The sequence below is a fragment of the Micromonospora sp. NPDC005173 genome (genome assembly GCF_040608515.1).
Classification (GTDB): Bacteria; Actinomycetota; Actinomycetes; order Mycobacteriales; family Micromonosporaceae; genus Micromonospora.
The window spans coordinates 25,032-40,412 of the sequence record NZ_JBEXIK010000011.1 but is presented as its reverse complement, the minus strand read 5'-3'; the positions used below and the strand labels follow the sequence as shown (position 1 = coordinate 40,412).

16 protein-coding genes are annotated in these 15,381 nt (G+C 71.9%); 10 read left to right on the top strand and 6 right to left on the bottom strand.

The genetic code is table 11. The annotated features are described in order from the left end of the window. Positions 1-103 precede the first annotated feature (103 nt). Positions 104-1,204, top strand: a complete 1,101-nt coding sequence (locus tag ABZV00_RS15130; RefSeq protein WP_355606042.1) for a D-alanine--D-alanine ligase family protein — start codon at positions 104-106, stop codon at positions 1,202-1,204. Positions 1,205-1,311: 107 nt separating this feature from the next. Here ABZV00_RS15130 and ABZV00_RS15125 read toward each other — a convergent pair whose 3' ends face one another. Beyond that, positions 1,312-1,917 (bottom strand): DUF3515 family protein, encoded by a 606-nt coding sequence (locus tag ABZV00_RS15125; RefSeq protein WP_355606387.1) that lies wholly within the window; start codon positions 1,915-1,917, stop codon positions 1,312-1,314. Positions 1,918-2,013: 96 nt separating this feature from the next. Continuing rightward, positions 2,014-2,247: an Lrp/AsnC ligand binding domain-containing protein gene (locus tag ABZV00_RS15120; protein ID WP_013284547.1), complete on the bottom strand. Its 234-nt coding sequence runs from the start codon at positions 2,245-2,247 to the stop codon at positions 2,014-2,016. A 96-nt stretch (positions 2,248-2,343) separates the two neighbouring features. Between ABZV00_RS15120 and ABZV00_RS15115 the strand changes: the two genes are divergently transcribed. Beyond that, entirely contained in the window at positions 2,344-3,333 is a 990-nt protein-coding gene (locus ABZV00_RS15115; RefSeq protein ID WP_328424465.1) for a thiamine-phosphate kinase, read from the top strand. A gap of 29 nt (positions 3,334-3,362) precedes the next feature. Next, positions 3,363-3,824, top strand: coding sequence for a GNAT family N-acetyltransferase (locus ABZV00_RS15110; protein WP_355606039.1), 462 nt, complete (start codon positions 3,363-3,365; stop codon positions 3,822-3,824). A 24-nt stretch (positions 3,825-3,848) separates the two neighbouring features. Here ABZV00_RS15110 and ABZV00_RS15105 read toward each other — a convergent pair whose 3' ends face one another. Next, the gene (locus ABZV00_RS15105) at positions 3,849-5,105 is read right to left on the bottom strand and encodes an ATP-grasp domain-containing protein (RefSeq protein ID WP_355606037.1); all 1,257 of its coding nucleotides are present in this window, start codon (positions 5,103-5,105) and stop codon (positions 3,849-3,851) included. Between the two features lie 178 nt (positions 5,106-5,283). Further along, positions 5,284-5,475, bottom strand: coding sequence for a 50S ribosomal protein L28 (gene rpmB, locus ABZV00_RS15100; protein ID WP_007456456.1), 192 nt, complete (start codon positions 5,473-5,475; stop codon positions 5,284-5,286). A gap of 290 nt (positions 5,476-5,765) precedes the next feature. On the opposite strand from rpmB, the gene ABZV00_RS15095 reads away from it, so the two are divergent. Together ABZV00_RS15095 and recG are read left to right on the top strand one after the other, a co-directional pair. Then, positions 5,766-7,379 carry a DAK2 domain-containing protein gene (locus ABZV00_RS15095; protein WP_355606034.1) on the top strand — a complete coding sequence of 538 codons (1,614 nt, stop codon included), beginning with the start codon at positions 5,766-5,768 and terminating at the stop codon, positions 7,377-7,379. Next, entirely contained in the window at positions 7,376-9,574 is a 2,199-nt protein-coding gene (gene recG / locus ABZV00_RS15090) for an ATP-dependent DNA helicase RecG (protein ID WP_355606032.1), read from the top strand. The genes ABZV00_RS15095 and recG overlap by 4 nt, the downstream gene beginning before the upstream one ends. Positions 9,575-9,585: 11 nt before the next feature. Here recG and ABZV00_RS15085 read toward each other — a convergent pair whose 3' ends face one another. Next, on the bottom strand, positions 9,586-9,756 hold the full coding sequence (locus ABZV00_RS15085) for a BTAD domain-containing putative transcriptional regulator (RefSeq protein WP_355606384.1): 171 nt from the start codon (positions 9,754-9,756) through the stop codon (positions 9,586-9,588). A gap of 1,134 nt (positions 9,757-10,890) precedes the next feature. After that, entirely contained in the window at positions 10,891-12,399 is a 1,509-nt protein-coding gene (locus tag ABZV00_RS15080) for a cell wall anchor protein (protein WP_355606029.1), read from the bottom strand. Positions 12,400-12,704: 305 nt separating this feature from the next. Here ABZV00_RS15080 and rsmD point away from each other — a divergent pair, with 305 nt between their 5' ends. The 5 genes from rsmD to rpmF all read left to right on the top strand — a co-directional run bounded on the left by rsmD (position 12,705) and on the right by rpmF (position 15,359). Beyond that, a complete protein-coding gene (gene rsmD, locus ABZV00_RS15075) occupies positions 12,705-13,268 on the top strand; it encodes a 16S rRNA (guanine(966)-N(2))-methyltransferase RsmD (RefSeq protein WP_355606026.1) in 564 nt (187 codons plus the stop codon). Next, entirely contained in the window at positions 13,265-13,747 is a 483-nt protein-coding gene (gene coaD, locus ABZV00_RS15070) for a pantetheine-phosphate adenylyltransferase (protein ID WP_074317724.1), read from the top strand. Before rsmD ends, coaD begins: the two co-directional genes overlap by 4 nt. A 261-nt stretch (positions 13,748-14,008) precedes the next feature. Beyond that, positions 14,009-14,506 carry a hypothetical protein gene (locus ABZV00_RS15065; RefSeq protein WP_328424479.1) on the top strand — a complete coding sequence of 166 codons (498 nt, stop codon included), beginning with the start codon at positions 14,009-14,011 and terminating at the stop codon, positions 14,504-14,506. 110 nt (positions 14,507-14,616) lie between these two features. After that, on the top strand, positions 14,617-15,180 hold the full coding sequence (locus ABZV00_RS15060) for a YceD family protein (RefSeq protein WP_328424481.1): 564 nt from the start codon (positions 14,617-14,619) through the stop codon (positions 15,178-15,180). 5 nt (positions 15,181-15,185) lie between these two features. Continuing rightward, a complete protein-coding gene (rpmF, locus tag ABZV00_RS15055; protein ID WP_030335284.1) occupies positions 15,186-15,359 on the top strand; it encodes a 50S ribosomal protein L32 in 174 nt (57 codons plus the stop codon). The last annotated feature ends 22 nt before the right edge of the window (positions 15,360-15,381 follow it).

Here is a 15,381-nt window from a genome sequence, read left to right as displayed (position 1 = left end):
GCCGGGTATCGCCTCGCCCCACCGCCACGCACAGTAAGGTCAACCGGGTGAGCGCCACCGGCGAGCACGATCAGCCGCAGTCGCGTACGAAGAGGTGACCGGAGTGACCACCCCAGGCAGGACCCGCGTGGCGATCGTCTTCGGCGGCCGCAGCCCGGAGCACGGCATCTCCTGCGTCAGCGCGGGCAGCGTGTTCGGCGCGCTCGACCCGGACGAGTACGAGGTGGTGCCGGTGGGCATCACCCGGGCTGGCCAGTGGGTGTTGACCAGCGGTGATCCCGCCCAGCTCGCGATCAACGCCCGCCAGTTACCGGAGATCACCGCCGATTCCGGCGAGGACATCGTGCTGCGCGCCGACCCGACCGGCAACGGGCTGATGGTGCTCGACCCGACCGAGGGCCCCCGGGCGCTGGCCGACGTGGACGTGGTCTTCCCGGTGCTGCACGGCACGTACGGCGAGGACGGCACCATCCAGGGAATGCTGGAGATGGCCGGCATCCCCTACGTCGGGGCGAACGTGTTCGCCTCCGCCGCAGCGATGGACAAGGAGTTCACCAAGAAGCTCTGCGCGGTCGAGGGCATCCCGGTCGGCCCGTACGCGGTGCTGCGCAACGGCATGACGCTCAGCGAGCAGGACAAGGAGCGGCTCGGCCTGCCGGTCTTCGTCAAGCCGTCCCGGGCCGGCTCGTCGTTCGGCATCACCCGGGTCACCGACTGGGCGCAGCTGGACGCGGCCGTCGCCACCGCCCGGCAGTTCGACCCGAAGGTCATCATCGAGGCCGCGATCGTCGGCCGCGAGATCGAGTGCGGCGTGCTGGAGGGCGAGGCCGGCGGCGCGCCCGAGGCGTCCGTGCTGGCCGAGGTGCGGGTCGTCGCCGACCACGACTTCTACGACTTCGAGGCGAAGTACCTCGACGACTCCTGCGAGTACGACATTCCGGCCGGGCTGCCGGAGAAGGTGACCCGCCAGGTGCAGGAGTACGCCGTCCGCGCGTTCACCGCGCTGGACTGCGCCGGCCTGGCCCGCGCCGACTTCTTCGTCACCCCCGAGCTGGACATCTACCTCAACGAGATCAACACGATGCCCGGGTTCACCCCGACGTCGATGTTCCCGCGGATGTGGGCGGCCTCCGGCCTGGAGTACCCGAAGCTGGTCAACCGCCTGATCCGTACCGCCCAGCGACGCGGCGTCGGCCTGCACTGAGCAGCCACCACTCCGCAGCGGCCAGCACGACGACGGGGCTACTGCGGAGCGGCCAGCACGACGACGGGCCGGCCCGTGTTTCCGCTCGGGGCCGGACGCCGGTCGGATCAGGCCCGGCAGCCGGCGGGGATGTCGCCCCCGGAGGGCACCGATGCCACGACCGCGTCGGAGAGCGGCGACACCCACTGCAACGGCTGCTCGTACGAGAGTGGAACGCGCACCGTCACCGGCGTCTCCCGGTCGACCGTGGTGAGCACGGTCGCGTCGCCCTGCACGACCGGGTGCCAGCAGACCGAGTTCACCCGCCAGACCTCGTCGGTGGCCGGGAAGGCCGGCTCGGTGCCGCCGCAGGCGACGGTGAGCGCCGGGTCGCCGTACGCGGCGTTCTGCTCCGGGCTGGCGGTGACCGGGCGCTGGGTCAGGTCGCGGATGCTCTGCGGCAGCTGGGAGAGCAGGGCGCGGCAGACCGTGGCCGGGCGGGCGGCCAGCGCCGGGGCGGCCATCTCGACCGGGGCGGTGGACTGCACCCGGGCGGTGGTCGCGGAGGGGCTGGGCGCGGCGGCCGGATCGGCCGGGGAGAGCTTGGCGAAGGCCAGCACGGCCACCAGCAGCGTGACCGGCAGCGCGATCAACGTGGCCAGCAGGGCGGCGCCGCGGATGGTCCGGTCCCGGCCGGCCGGCGCGTCCGTGGCCGGCTCGGCCGGCTCGCGGATACCGTCAGCCGGCCCGGTCCCGTCGGCCACGTCACGCGTCGCGTCGGACCCGTCGCCGTCGAGAGCTGCGGAAGAGGAGGGCCTGATCTCGTCCACTTACAGCCGCACCACCGAACACGTGAGGGTGCGGGTGATGCCGGGCACCATCTGCACCTTGCTGACGATGAGTTTGCCGAGCTCGTCGACGGTGTTCGCCTCGGTGAGGACGACCACGTCGTACGGCCCGGTGACGGCGTCGACGCGCACCACGCCGGCAAGGTCCGCGATGAGACCGGCCACGTCACGTGCCCGGCCGACCTCGGTCTGGATGAGGATGTACGCCTGTACCACGACTCGACCTCCGTCCGTCGCCGCCCCGGGGCGGCCCGAAGGGTGAAACTACCTTACGGACCAGGTCTGATCCCTATCGGTGGTCAAGGAGAAGCAGTGAGCGAGCGCGGCGGAGCCGGGCAGAACGGGCGGAACGCCGGCAGTGGCGCCAGCGTGGCCGGGATCGGCGAGTTCGGGTTGATCGGGCGGATCACCGCCCGGCTGCCGTCCGGGCCGATGACCCTGCTCGGCCCAGGGGACGACGCGGCGGTGGTGGCCGCCCCGGATGGCCGGGTTGCGGCCTCCACCGACGTGCTGGTCGACGGGCGGCACTTCCGGCGGGACTGGTGCTCGGCGCGGGACGTCGGGCATCGAGCGGCGGCGGCCAACCTGGCCGACATCGCGGCGATGGGCGCCACCCCGACCGCCCTGTTGGTCGCCCTCTGCATGCCCGCGGACCTGGAGACCAGCTGGGCCGAGGAGTTGGCCGACGGGCTGGGCGCCGAGGCGGCCACGGTCGGCGCGAGCGTGGTCGGCGGGGACATGTCGTCCAGCCCCACGCTGACCATCGCGGTCACCGCGTTGGGTGACCTCGGTGGCCGCCCGCCGGTGGTGCGCTCCGGCGCCCGCCCCGGCGACGTGCTGGCCCTGGCCGGCCGCATGGGGTACGCGGCGGCCGGACTGACCGTGCTCACCCGCGGCTTCCGCACCCCCCGGCTGCTGGTCGAGGCGTACCGGCGGCCGGAGGTGCCGTACTCGGCCGGGCCGCAGGCCGCCCGGCTCGGCGCCACCTCCATGATCGACGTGTCGGACGGGTTGCTCGCCGACGTCGGGCACGTGGCGGCGGCCAGCGGGGTGGCGATCGACGTGCGCCGGGACGCGTTCGAGGTACCCCGGCAGATGGCCGACGCCGCGCAGGCGCTCGGCGTCGACCCGTACACCTGGATCCTGGCCGGTGGCGAGGACCACGCGTTGGCCGCGACCTTCCCCCCGGCGGTGGCGTTGCCGCCGGAGTGGCGGCCGATCGGTCTGGTCACGGCCGGTGCCGGGGTCACCGTCGACGGTGCGGCCTACGACGGCCCGCGCGGTTGGGACCACTTCCGGTGAGGCCCCAGGCCCGTCGTACGCTGGATACCGTGAGTGAGATCGAGATCCGGGTGGTGCGGTTCGACGCGCCGGTGGCGCAGCAGTTGATCAGTGCCGCGCTGGCCGACCTCGGTGCCCGCTACGGCGGCACCGGCGACGACACCCCGGTGGACGCGACCGAGTTCGAGCCGCCGGACGGCGCCTTCCTCATCGCCTTTCTGGCCGGCGAACCGGTCGGCTGCGGCGGCTGGCGCAGCCACGGCGCGGACACCGCGGAGCTGAAGCGGATGTACACCGCCCCGGCGGCCCGTGGGCGGGGTGTGGCCCGGACGGTGCTGGCCGCGGTCGAGCGCTCGGCCCGCGAGCAGGGCCGCAAGCGGATGGTCCTGGAGTGCGGGGACAAGCAGCCCGAGGCGATCGCCATGTACACCGCCGCTGGCTACGACCAGATCCCGAACTTCGGCTTCTACAAGGACGCGGAGGGCTGCGTCTCCTTCGGCCGCACCCTCTGACGCGACGGGCGCGGGCGGCGGTGCTCAGCCGGTGGTGATCCGGATCCCGCCGGCTGCCCGGGTGGCCGCGCCGGTCGCCTCCGCCGGGTCGGTGCCCCAGGCCAGCACCTGGCCGCTGCGCCGCACCGACGAGGTGACCTCGGCCACCTGGTCGCCCACCGCCACGCTCACGCCGACGTCCAGCACACCGGGCACCCGACGGGCCGCGCGTACCCCGTCCACGGCGGTGACGGTGCCCGGCGGGGCGAGCAGAAACTCCACCGCCGCCGCGCCGGACGGCCGTGCCGGCAGGTCCGGGCGTTCCCCGCGCAGAGTCCGCAGGTACGCCGCCACGAACCCGCACTCGTAGGCGACCGAGATCAGCGCGGTGATCAGGTCACCGGGCAGCCGGGCGGCGCACTCCACCAACGCCGGGCCGTCCGCGGTACGGATCCACTCGCTGTGCAGCACGCCGGTGCGGAAGCCGGCGGCGCCGGCCAGCCGGGCCGCCACGTCGAGCAACTCCCGCCGGGCATCCTCGGGCAGCGCGGACGGCACGGTGTGCCCGGTCTCGACCGGACGCCCACCGGCCAGCACCCGCTTGTCCGTGACGTTGCCGAAGCGCACCTCGCCGTCGGCCACCAACAGCTCCACGCTGTGTTCGGTGCCGATCAGCACCTGCTCGGCGAGGACTGCGGTCGGCAGGCCACGGCCGGTGGTGTCGGGGGAGGTCTCCGGGTCGGCGCTGGCGGCCCACGCGGCGGCGACCAGGGCCGGATCGGGGACGATCTGCACGCCGAGGCTGCCGGCGCGGCGGGTCGGCTTCAACACGCACCGCCCACCCTGTCGGTGGGCGAACGCGGTCGCCTCGGCGGCGGTGCCGACCAGCGCGAACGCCGGGTTGGTCAGGCCGGCCGCCGCGGCGAGCAACCGCATCCGGTGCTTGTCGGTGAAAATCTCGGCGGCCTTGACGCCGGCACCGGGCAGGCCGAGCGCGTCGGCCAGCCGAGCCGCGGCGAGCACCCCGTACTCCTGGCCGGGCACCACCAGCCGCGCGGCGGTCAGCCCCGGTTCCCGGGCGAGCAGCGCCGCCGGGTCCAGGTCGGTCTGGTACTCCGCGGCCACCACCCGGGAGACGAACGGCAGCGCGGCGCAGTGCCGGTCGAGGTCGCGGCGGCGGATCAGGTCGGGTTCCTCGACCACCACCACGCTGCCGGTGGGCAGCAGTTCGCCGAGCCCGCGCAGCAGGTCCAACGCGGCGCCCACCATGACCATCTCGTCCCGGCCCAGGTCCAGCTGCACCCGTCACCCCTCCGCCCGCGCCGGACCGGACGGCCGGCGCAGCGCGACCCTAACCGGACGGCGGCCCGGGTCGGCAGCCGCGTCGCGTACTCGTCAGCGACCCCGCGCGGACACGACAGAGCCGGCGGACCACAGGGGTCCGCCGGCTGAGCCGTACGAGAAGGTGGGTGCTACCGCGTCAGGCGCGGGTGACCTTGCCAGCCTTGATGCACGAGGTGCAGACCTGCAACTTCTTGGTGTTGCCGCCACCGGCCGGGGTACGCACCGACTGGATGTTCGGGTTCCAGCGGCGGTTGGTCCGCCGGTGCGAGTGGGACACGTTGTGGCCGAAGCCCGGTCCCTTGCCACAGACGTCGCACACGCTAGCCACGGGATACTCCTGGGATTGAAACGTTCATGAGGTCGCCGGCAGGTGCTGCCCGGGCAACCTGGTCAGGTTACCCGATGACCCGCCGACCCGGCGAACCGGCCCGGTCGGGCGACCGCCCGCGCCCCAGCCCGCAGGTGGTGCTGGGCACTTCCGCAGTCTGGTGGGCCGGTCCGGCGGCAACGGTACCGGAAGCCCCGACCACCGGCGCCAGGATCACCGCCGGGCCGGAGGCGACCGGACACGCCGGACGAGTCCGACGGGTGTCGGCGTGCGCCAGTAGGCTTCTGGCCGTGCTGGACACCCTCGACGCCGCCGCGGTCCGCCGCTGGTGCGCGAGCGGGCTGGCTGCGCTGAAGCGCCACCAGGGTGAGATCGACCAGCTCAACGTCTATCCGGTGCCCGACGGCGACACCGGCACCAACCTGGTGCTCACCCTCACCTCGGCCCAGCAGGCTCTGGCGATGGACCTGGACACCCTCCCAAACAGCGGGCCGACCGCGCACGGGCACGCGTTGCGGCTGATGGCCCAGGGCGCGCTGCTCGGCGCACGCGGCAACTCCGGGGTGATCCTGTCGCAGATCCTGCGCGGCTTCGCCGACGCGGTCGTCGCCGTGCCGGCGGTGCGCGGCCGGGAGTTGGCCACCGCGCTGCGGTCCGCCACCGCCGCCGCGTACACGGCGGTCGCCCGGCCGGTGGAGGGCACCCTGCTCACCGTGGTCGGCGCGGCCGCTCTCGCGGCCGAGCGCACGGACAGCGACGACCTGCCGGCGGTGGCCCGGGCCGCGGCGCGGGCGGCGGCCGAGGCGCTGGCCCGGACCCCGGAGCAGCTGCCGGCCCTGGCCCGCGCCGGCGTGGTCGACGCAGGCGGCCGAGGGCTCTGCGTGCTGCTCGACGCCCTGGTCGAGGTGCTCACCGGGGAGGTCGCCGCCCGGCTCGCGCCGGCGCCGCGCTCCGCCCGGCCGGCGGCCACCGTTGCCCGGGAGACCGGCTCCGACGAGTACGCCTACGAGGTGCAGTTCCTCCTCGACGCCGACGCGGAGGCGGTGGCCGGCATGCGCCAGGCGCTGAACGCGCTGGGGGATTCGCTGGTCGTCGTCGGCGACGGGCGTGAGCCGGAAGGCACCTGGAACGTGCACGTGCACGTCAACGACGTGGGTGCGGCGGTCGAGGCGGGCGTCGCCGCCGGTCGCCCGTACCGGATCTCGGTGACCCGCTTCGCCGACCAGCCGGAGCCGTCCCTCGGCCCGGCGACGGACGGCCGAGCCGCCGTGGTGGTGGCCACCGGCGTCGGGATCGCCGGGGTATTCGCCGCGGAGGGCGCCACCGTCGTGCCGGGCAACCCGTCCACCGGCGAGCTGTTGGACGCGGTGCGCAGCACCGGCGCGGCCCGGGTGGTGGTGCTGCCCAACGACCCGAACACCGAGGCCGTGGCGAGCGCGGCGGCCCGCGAGGCACACCGGTACGGCATCAAGGTGAGCGTGGTGCCGACCCGCTCGCCGGTCCAGGCGCTGGCCGCCCTCGCGGTCCGCGACGGCGCCCGCCGCTTCGAGGACGACGTGATCGCGATGGCCGAGGCGGCCGGCGCCTGCCGCTACGCCGAGGTCTGCCACGCCAGCCGGGAAGCGTTGACCGTGGCCGGCCCGTGCCGCCCTGGCGACGTGCTGGCGCTGGTCGAGGGGGAGGTGCACCTGATCGGCACCGACCTGACCGACACCTGCGCGGCCGTCGTCGACCGGATGCTCGGCGGCGGCGGGGAACTGGTCACCCTGCTGGCCGGGGTGGACGCGCCGGCCGGGCTCACCGATGCCGTCCGCGCGCACGTCGCGCGGCGCTGGCCGTTCGTCGAGGTGCAGGCGTACCCCGGCGGCCAGCCGTATTATCCGCTCCTGGTGGGAGTCGAATGAGCGAGCCGGCCACGGTGGACACTCCGTTGAAGAAGCTGGTCGGGGACAAGACGGCCAAGGCGTTGGCCGCCCACCTCGACCTGCACACCGCGGGTGACCTGGTCTACCACTTCCCGCGCCGCTACGACGAGCGCGGCGAGCACACCGACATCCGCTCGCTGGACGTCGGTGAGCAGGTCACCGTGATGGCCCAGGTGCAGCGCACCGCGGTGCGCCCGATGCGCCAGCGCCGGGGCAACCTGCTGGAGGTGACCGTCGGCGACGGCTCGGGCGGTTTGCTGACGCTGACCTTCTTCGGCAACCAGGCGTGGCGCGAGCGGGAGCTGCGTCCGGGCCGGTGGGGGCTGTTCGCCGGCAAGGTCACCGAGTTCCGGGGCAAGCGTCAGCTCAACGGTCCGGAGTACGTCCTGCTCGGCGAGGGCGGCGAAGGCGAGGCGGCGCTCAGCGACGAGATCGAGGAGTTCGCCGGCGCGCTGATCCCCGTCTACCCGGCCGCGGCGGCGGTGCCGACCTGGGTGATCGCCCGCTGCGTGCGGGTCGTGCTGGACACCTTCACCCCGCCGGAGGATCCGCTGCCCGCCACCGTGCTGGCCAGCCGCAATCTGGTCGGGCTGGGCACCGCGCTGCGGGAGATCCACCGGCCGACCAGCAAGGAGGAGCTCTACCGGGCGCGGCGGCGGCTCAAGTGGGACGAGGCGTTCGCCGTCCAGGTGACCCTGGTGCAGCGCAAGCACCGGGCCGCTGACTGGCCGGCCCGGCCCCGTCCGGCACGCGCCGGTGGGCTGCTGGACGCCTTCGACGCCCGGCTGCCGTACGAGCTGACCACCGGTCAGCGCGACGTCGGCGTGGAGATCGCCGCGGACCTGGCCGCCCCGCACCCGATGCACCGGTTGTTGCAGGGCGAGGTGGGTTCGGGCAAGACGGTGGTGGCGCTGCGGGCGATGCTCCAGGTGGTCGACGCGGGCGGGCAGGCGGCACTGCTGGCGCCCACCGAGGTGCTGGCCGGTCAGCACCACCGCGGCATGCGCGACCTGCTCGGGCCGCTCGGGCGGGCCGGCGAGCTGGATTCCGCCGACAACGCCACCCGGGTGGAGCTGGTCACCGGCTCGCTGGGCGCGGCGGCCCGCCGCCGGGCGCTCGGCGAGGTGGCCAGCGGTGCCGCCGGGATCGTGCTCGGCACCCACGCGCTGCTCTACGAGGGGGTGGACTTCGCCGATCTCGGTCTGGTGGTGGTCGACGAGCAGCACCGCTTCGGGGTGGAGCAGCGTGACGCGCTGCGGTCCAAGGCAGACCAACCGCCGCACGTGCTGGTGATGACGGCCACCCCGATCCCGCGCACGGTGGCGATGACCGTCTACGGCGACCTGGAGGTCTCCACCCTCTCCCAGCTGCCCCGGGGTCGGTCGCCGATCGCCTCGCACGTGGTGCCGGCCGCCGAGCGACCGGCCTTTTTGGACCGGGCCTGGCGCCGGCTGCGCGAGGAGGTGGCCGCCGGGCACCAGGCGTACGTGGTGTGCCCGCGAATCGGGGAGGGCCCGGCGTCGGAGGAGGAGCCGCCGCCGGTGGACGACAACGGGCGCCGGCCGCCGCTGGCGGTGACCGAGGTGGCACCGCTGCTGGCCGAGGGGCCGCTGCACGGGCTGCGGATCGGGGTGCTGCACGGCCGCCTGCCGGCCGACGAGAAGGACGCGGTGATGCGGTCCTTCGCCGCCGGTGACCTGGATGTGCTGGTGGCGACCACCGTGATCGAGGTCGGCGTGGACGTGCCGAACGCGACCGTGATGATCGTGCTGGACGCCGACCGGTTCGGTGTCTCCCAACTGCACCAGCTCCGAGGCCGGGTCGGTCGAGGTGCCGCCGCCGGGCTCTGCCTGCTGGTCAGCGAGGCGGCCGAAGGGTCGTCGGCGCGGGAACGGCTGGACGCGGTCGCGTCCACGAGCGACGGTTTCAAGCTCGCCGAATTGGATCTGGAGCAGCGCCGCGAGGGTGACGTGCTGGGCGCCACCCAGTCGGGGCACCGTTCGCACCTGCGGCTGCTGTCCCTCAGACGCGACGCCGACCTGATCCGCGACGCCCGCGCCGAGGCGATCACCCTGATCGAGGAGGACCCGGAGCTGACCGCGAATCCGGCGCTGGCGGCGTCGGTCGCGGCCCTGGTCGACGAGGACCGCGCGGAGTACCTGGAGAAGGGCTGAGGGTGGGCCTTCTAGAGGGCGGGCCGGGCGATGGTGAGTTCGTCGCGTTGCAGGATCGCGCCCTGTAGCTGTCGGAGGCGTTCGGACGGCTCGATGCCGAGAGCTTCGCTGAAGGACTTACGAGCCTTCTGGTAGGCGCCGAGTGCTCCGCCCGGATCGCCGGTGGAGGCGCTTCGTAGAATGGATGATTCATTCTACAAAGGAATCACGCCCGACACCGAATTTTTGGTTGTGCGGTGATGACTTGAGCTGGACCACAAGCACGAATGTCTTTGGAGAGCGGTCAAGATGATAAGGATCTGGCGTGGGGGGATGGTTAGGTCGCGTCTTGGATGGCCTGTTCCTCGGGTTGCCAAGGTAGCCTCCCCGCGCGGGATGTCCGTGCTCCTTGACACTGCCAAGAGTTCTGGTTTTAGTCGGAAGGGCAAAGGTCTTGTGGTTCAACAGGACTGGCGCTACTACCTTCTTCCCTACCTGCGAGAGTCGTCTCCTGAGCCGTGTTGGATGAGCCTTGTAGTGGCGGTCGAGAGATCCATGCAGTTGGCTGACGCTGAGCGGGCCGAGCTACGCTACTCCCGTCTCGACGTATCAATTAAGGAATTTCGCAGGCTGCATAATGCTGACGCGGCCGAGCGTGATCAGTTGCTTCATTGGGTCCTCTGGGATGCGGCTAAAGGCCTTGCTGAATGAGAGGGCGCCCGGAAACCCGACGGGGCACCCGGGCGAATGATTTCAAGCCGCCGTCCGCAGCAGCGATCGGCAGCCATGCCCTCGGCGGTTTTATGTATGACGGTGGATGGCTTCGTTCGTCCTACCCGCGTACCTCACGCCGCAGCCGGCCGGGCTGGTCGACATTGTTGCGGCAGAACCTGAGCCGCAGCGGTTCAGAGGTGGCCGCTGCCAGCAGGGCCACCGAAGGCGTGCAGGGGGAGCGTCGTGTCCCGCCGCGGAGTGGCAGCCAGGCCTTTGCCTTGAAGTCGCCGATGGTGGGGCCGGCAGATCGAGGCCGCGTTTCAACTGCTGGCCAACCTATCTAAGCCTGGCCCACGTGGCCCCCGGCTCCGCCGCACCATGTCGGCACCACGGGTAGCCCGTTCGCTTGACCGTCAATCTTCCCCCGGCATTCCTCGGTCGCCCGGCAGGTTAGGGGTGACGCCGACACGGCGGGTGGCCCACCCGCCGTGCACCGACAGAGCTCCGAACTCCCTCCACGGCTGGCGCAGGACGCTGGCTGCGCTCAGGTGTCGCCAACGAAAACGACCGAGGGCGCGCCGACCAGGTGGTCGACGCGCCCTCGGGCTTCAGCGCAGGTCAGGTCAGGCGGTGAAGGTCACCCGACGCCGACGGGCGATGACGAAGAGCACCGCGCCCGCGATCAGCAGCGCGATCGCGCCGGCGGCGATGCCGCCCGCCGCCGCGCCGGTGACCGGGAGGCCCGGCTCGTCGCCGCCCCCGCCACCGCCGCCACAGTCCTGCTCGGGCGTGTAGACCGCCTCCATCTCGAGGTCCAGGTCAGGCAGGGCGACGAGTGCGGTCTCGGCCTTGCCGGCCTTGAAGGTCACCTTCTCCGACCCGCCGGGCGCGACAGTCCGGGTCTCGGTCTTGTCGCCGTAGGTGAACGTCGCCTTGACCGGCAGACCACCCTCGGGGTTGGTCACGGTGAGCGCGAAGTTCTTGCAGTCGGCCTCGGTGGTCACGACCGGCAGCGGGCAGTCCTCGGGGCGCTGCCACGAGTACGTGCCCTTGTCGATCACCTTGCCGTCGACCAGCACCTCGATCTTGCCGGCGTCGGCGGCCGGAACCACGATGCTGTTGTCGGCCTTGCCGGCCGCGACGGAGACCTTCTTGGAGAAGCCGTTCTCGCCCTTGACCTCGAACTCGACCGGGTACTTGCTGATCTTGCCGTCGTTGGTCAGCGAGACAACCACCGAACCGTCGCACTTGGACGCGAAGGTCGTAGCCGGGGTGGTGCAGCTCTTGTCGCCGCCGTTGTACCAGCCCTGCGGGCCGCTGGACCGGTTACCCGGGGCGCCCGGCGAACCCAGCTTCTTGTTGTCGTACCGCTTGCCACCCTCGACCAGCGGGTCGATGACCTGCTCCACGTCGCCCCAGATCAGGTCGACCTGGGTGTGGCAGTCCGGGATCTCGACCTTCAGCTCGATCTCGGTCTGGGTGCCGCCGACAAAGTCGCTGTCCGGCGTGCCGTACACGTACTGCGGGGTGGCGAACTCCGGCCGCGGCGCGAAGTACGACACCAGCGTGAACCACTGCTTGCCCTCGCCGCAGAGCGGCAGGTCACCGTCGAGCTTGACGGTGGCGGTCCCCTTCGGACCGTCGAACGTGTGGCTGTACTTGGCCTTGCTGGCGTCGATGCACTTCGGCGCCGGCGTGCAGGACTTGTCGCCAGCGAGGTTGATGCTGCCCTCGTTCGTGGCCTCCTGGCCGTTCTTCTTCCACTTGCCGAACACCACGAGCTTGGCGGAGGCGGTGTCGCCGGGCACCCGCTGGACGGCGTTCACGACGCCGCCCTTGGCGATGACGTAGCCCTCTAGGGCGACCGCGTCGGCGCCTTCGACGGGCACGGTCACCGGGGTGGCCGGGGTCGGGGTCACCTTCTTGAGGGTGACGGCCTTGTCGCGCTCGCTGTTCTCCACCTTCCAGTTGATCACGCGCTCACCGGTGAGCCGGTCACAGTCGGCGGTGGCGGTGATCGTGGTGTGGTGGGCGCTGGCTGGGGCGGCCACCGCGACGGCCCCGGTGAGGCCGATGAGGGCGGCTCCCAGGACGGCCAGCGGTCGCCGGAGCGACAGCTTGGGACGGATCACGGGTACTCCTGGAGTGCTGAAGCGTCAGGGGCGTGGCCCGGGAGCGACAGTGGACGGTAACTGCACGTCCGGATGTCTAGGTGCCTTCCCGAGCCGTGGGCCGGCGGGTGGCCGCCGACACCCGGCAGACCCTAGCGAGATCCTCGCGAGTGATACAGCCCTCAGGATTTGCTAAGACTGATGTTATGAATGTGAGATCATTGATATACGAATAGTGATCATGTGCTCGCCCAGGCGATACCTACGGTGTCGGTCGTGGTCTCCGTCGGCTCGCGTAGCGTCGGGGGTATGAGCAGGAGGAAACGGTGACCCGGATCGTGGCCGGGACGCTCGGCGGCCGGCGGATCGCCGCGCCTCCCGGCGCCGGCACCCGACCCACCTCCGACCGGGTCCGAGAGGCGCTCTTCAGCGCCGTCGAGGCCGAGGTCGACCTCAACGGCGCCCGCTTCGCGGACCTGTACGCCGGTTCCGGCGCGGTCGGGCTGGAGGCGCTCTCCCGGGGGGCCCGGCACGTCCTGCTGGTCGAGTCCGACGCTCGGGCGGCCCGGGTGATCCGGGAGAACGCGGCGGCCCTGCGGGCCGGCCCGGCCGTCCGCCTCGTCACCGGCAAGGTTGCGACAGTGCTGGCCGCCGGTCCGGACGGTGGGCCGTACGACGTGGTCTTCGCCGACCCGCCGTACGCCGTGCCGGACGCGGAGATCACCGCGCTGCAGACGACGCTGGTCGACGGCGGCTGGCTGGTGCCCGACGCCCTGGTGGTGGTGGAGCGGTCCAGCCGCACCGGGCCGGTCGACTGGGTGGATGGGATCACTGCCGAGCGCAGTCGCCGTTACGGCGAGACCACCCTTTGGTACGGTCGCCGATCATGAGACGTGCGGTGTGTCCCGGCTCGTTCGATCCGGTCACCAACGGACACCTCGACATCATCGGCCGGGCCAGCCGGCTCTTCGATGAGGTGATCGTCGGCGTGCTGATAAACCAGTCGAAGAGTGGCCTGTTCACCGTCGAGGAGCGGATCGACATGCTCCGCGAGGTGACCGCCTCGTACGGCAACGTGCGGGTCGAGTCGTTCCGGGGGCTGCTGGTCGACTTCTGCCGCGCCCAGCAGGCGAGCGTGCTGATCAAGGGCCTGCGGGCGGTCAGCGACTTCGACTACGAGCTGCAGATGGCCCAGATGAACATCGGGCTGGCCGGGGTCGAGACGTTGTTCATGCCGACCAACCCCCTTTACTCCTTCCTCTCCTCCAGCCTGGTCAAGGACGTGGCCAAGTGGGGCGGCGACATCTCCGCCCACGTCCCCGACCCGGTCCGGGAAGCCCTCCAGTCCCGCCTCGGCCCCCGCCCGTAACCCCTCCGCGCCGCCGGTCTGCAGTTGCGGTCGGTGGCTCGCGCGCCCCTGCGGCGACCGGGCGGGCCCGGTCGTGGCAGGAAGTGCAAGATCGACGGGGCTGGATCGCGGGTGGTCGCGGAATGTCATGATGTCGCGACGCGCCGGGTTGGGGTGGATGGGGCAGGTGTGGGGCGGGCACGACATGATTGGTAGAGCGGGGAACCGGCCGTAGCCCGCATCATGGAGGTCGGCCGAAGAACGACAGGGAGTGAGGTACCGGTGGACCCGCTCGATCGCATCGACGAACTGATCGCCATGGTGGAGCAGGCCCGCTCCGTCCCGATGTCGCGGAACAACTGCATGGTCGACCGGGGTGAGATGATCGCGGCCCTCGACGAGGTGCGCGCCGACCTCCCCGCCGACCTGCGTCGTGCCGCCGCGCTGCTGGACGAGCGCGACAAGATCATGGAAGCCGGCAAGCGCGAGGCGGATCGGATCATCAGCGAGGGTGAGGCGGAACACGCCCGCCTGGTCTCGGTGAACGAAATCACTGTGTCGGCCGAGCACGAGGGCGCCCGGATCATCGCCGAGGCCCGGGCGGAGGCGCAGCGCCTGCGCGAGGAGGTCGACGACTACGTCGACACGGCGCTGGCCAACTTCGAGCAGTTCCTCACCCGGGCGCTCGCCTCGATAGAGCGTGGCCGCGACAAGATGCACGCGCTACGGGAGATCGGCACCTTCGGTGGGGATGAGGCCGAACGCCCGCTACCCTTCTGAGCGGCACCTCACCAGCCGACATTCTCGGGCGGGCGTCGCCCCCGGTTCGACGGTCCGGCGGTCGCCCAGGTAACCTTTTTTGTCGGCCTCTCACCGGCCGGAGTCTGACTATGCCCAAGCACTCGCCATCGACACTCGACCCCAGGTCGCCGCTGGTCCTCGACACGAGGGACCTGCCGCGCCGCCCTGGCGCGTTGCGTGAGGTCCAGCGGGTCGTGCCGGCACCGGCGGACCTCGGTGTGGAGTTGATCGGCGTGCCGGAGGGCGCGGGCCTCGACCTCGATCTGAGGTTGCAGTCGGTGTCCGAGGGTGTGCTCGTCTCCGGGACCATCACCGGTCCCATCCGGGGCGAGTGCGGGCGCTGCCTACGCGAGATCAACGAATCGATGGCCGTGACGATCCAGGAGCTGTACGCGTACGAGAACAGCACCACGGACGTCACGACCGACGAGGACGAGGTGGGCCGGATGCAGGGCGATCTGATCGACCTGGAGCCGGCGCTGCGGGACGCGTTGGTGCTCACGCTGCCGACCAACCCGCTCTGCCGGGAGGACTGCCCAGGACTGTGCCCTGAGTGTGGGGTGCACTGGGACGATCTGCCGGCCGACCACAGTCACCAGCAGATCGACCCGCGTTGGGCGGGCCTGACGCAACTGACCCGTACAGAGGAGTAAGAACCGTGGCCGTCCCGAAGCGCAAGATGTCGCGCAGCAACACCCGGTCCCGCCGGGCGAACTGGAAGGCGACCGTGGTCGCGACCGTCGCGTGCCCGCAGTGCAAGTCCCCGAAGCTGCCGCACGCCGCCTGCTCCGTCTGCGGCACCTACAACGGCCGCCAGGTTCTCGAGGTCTGACCTGGACGCCGAGTGACGCCCC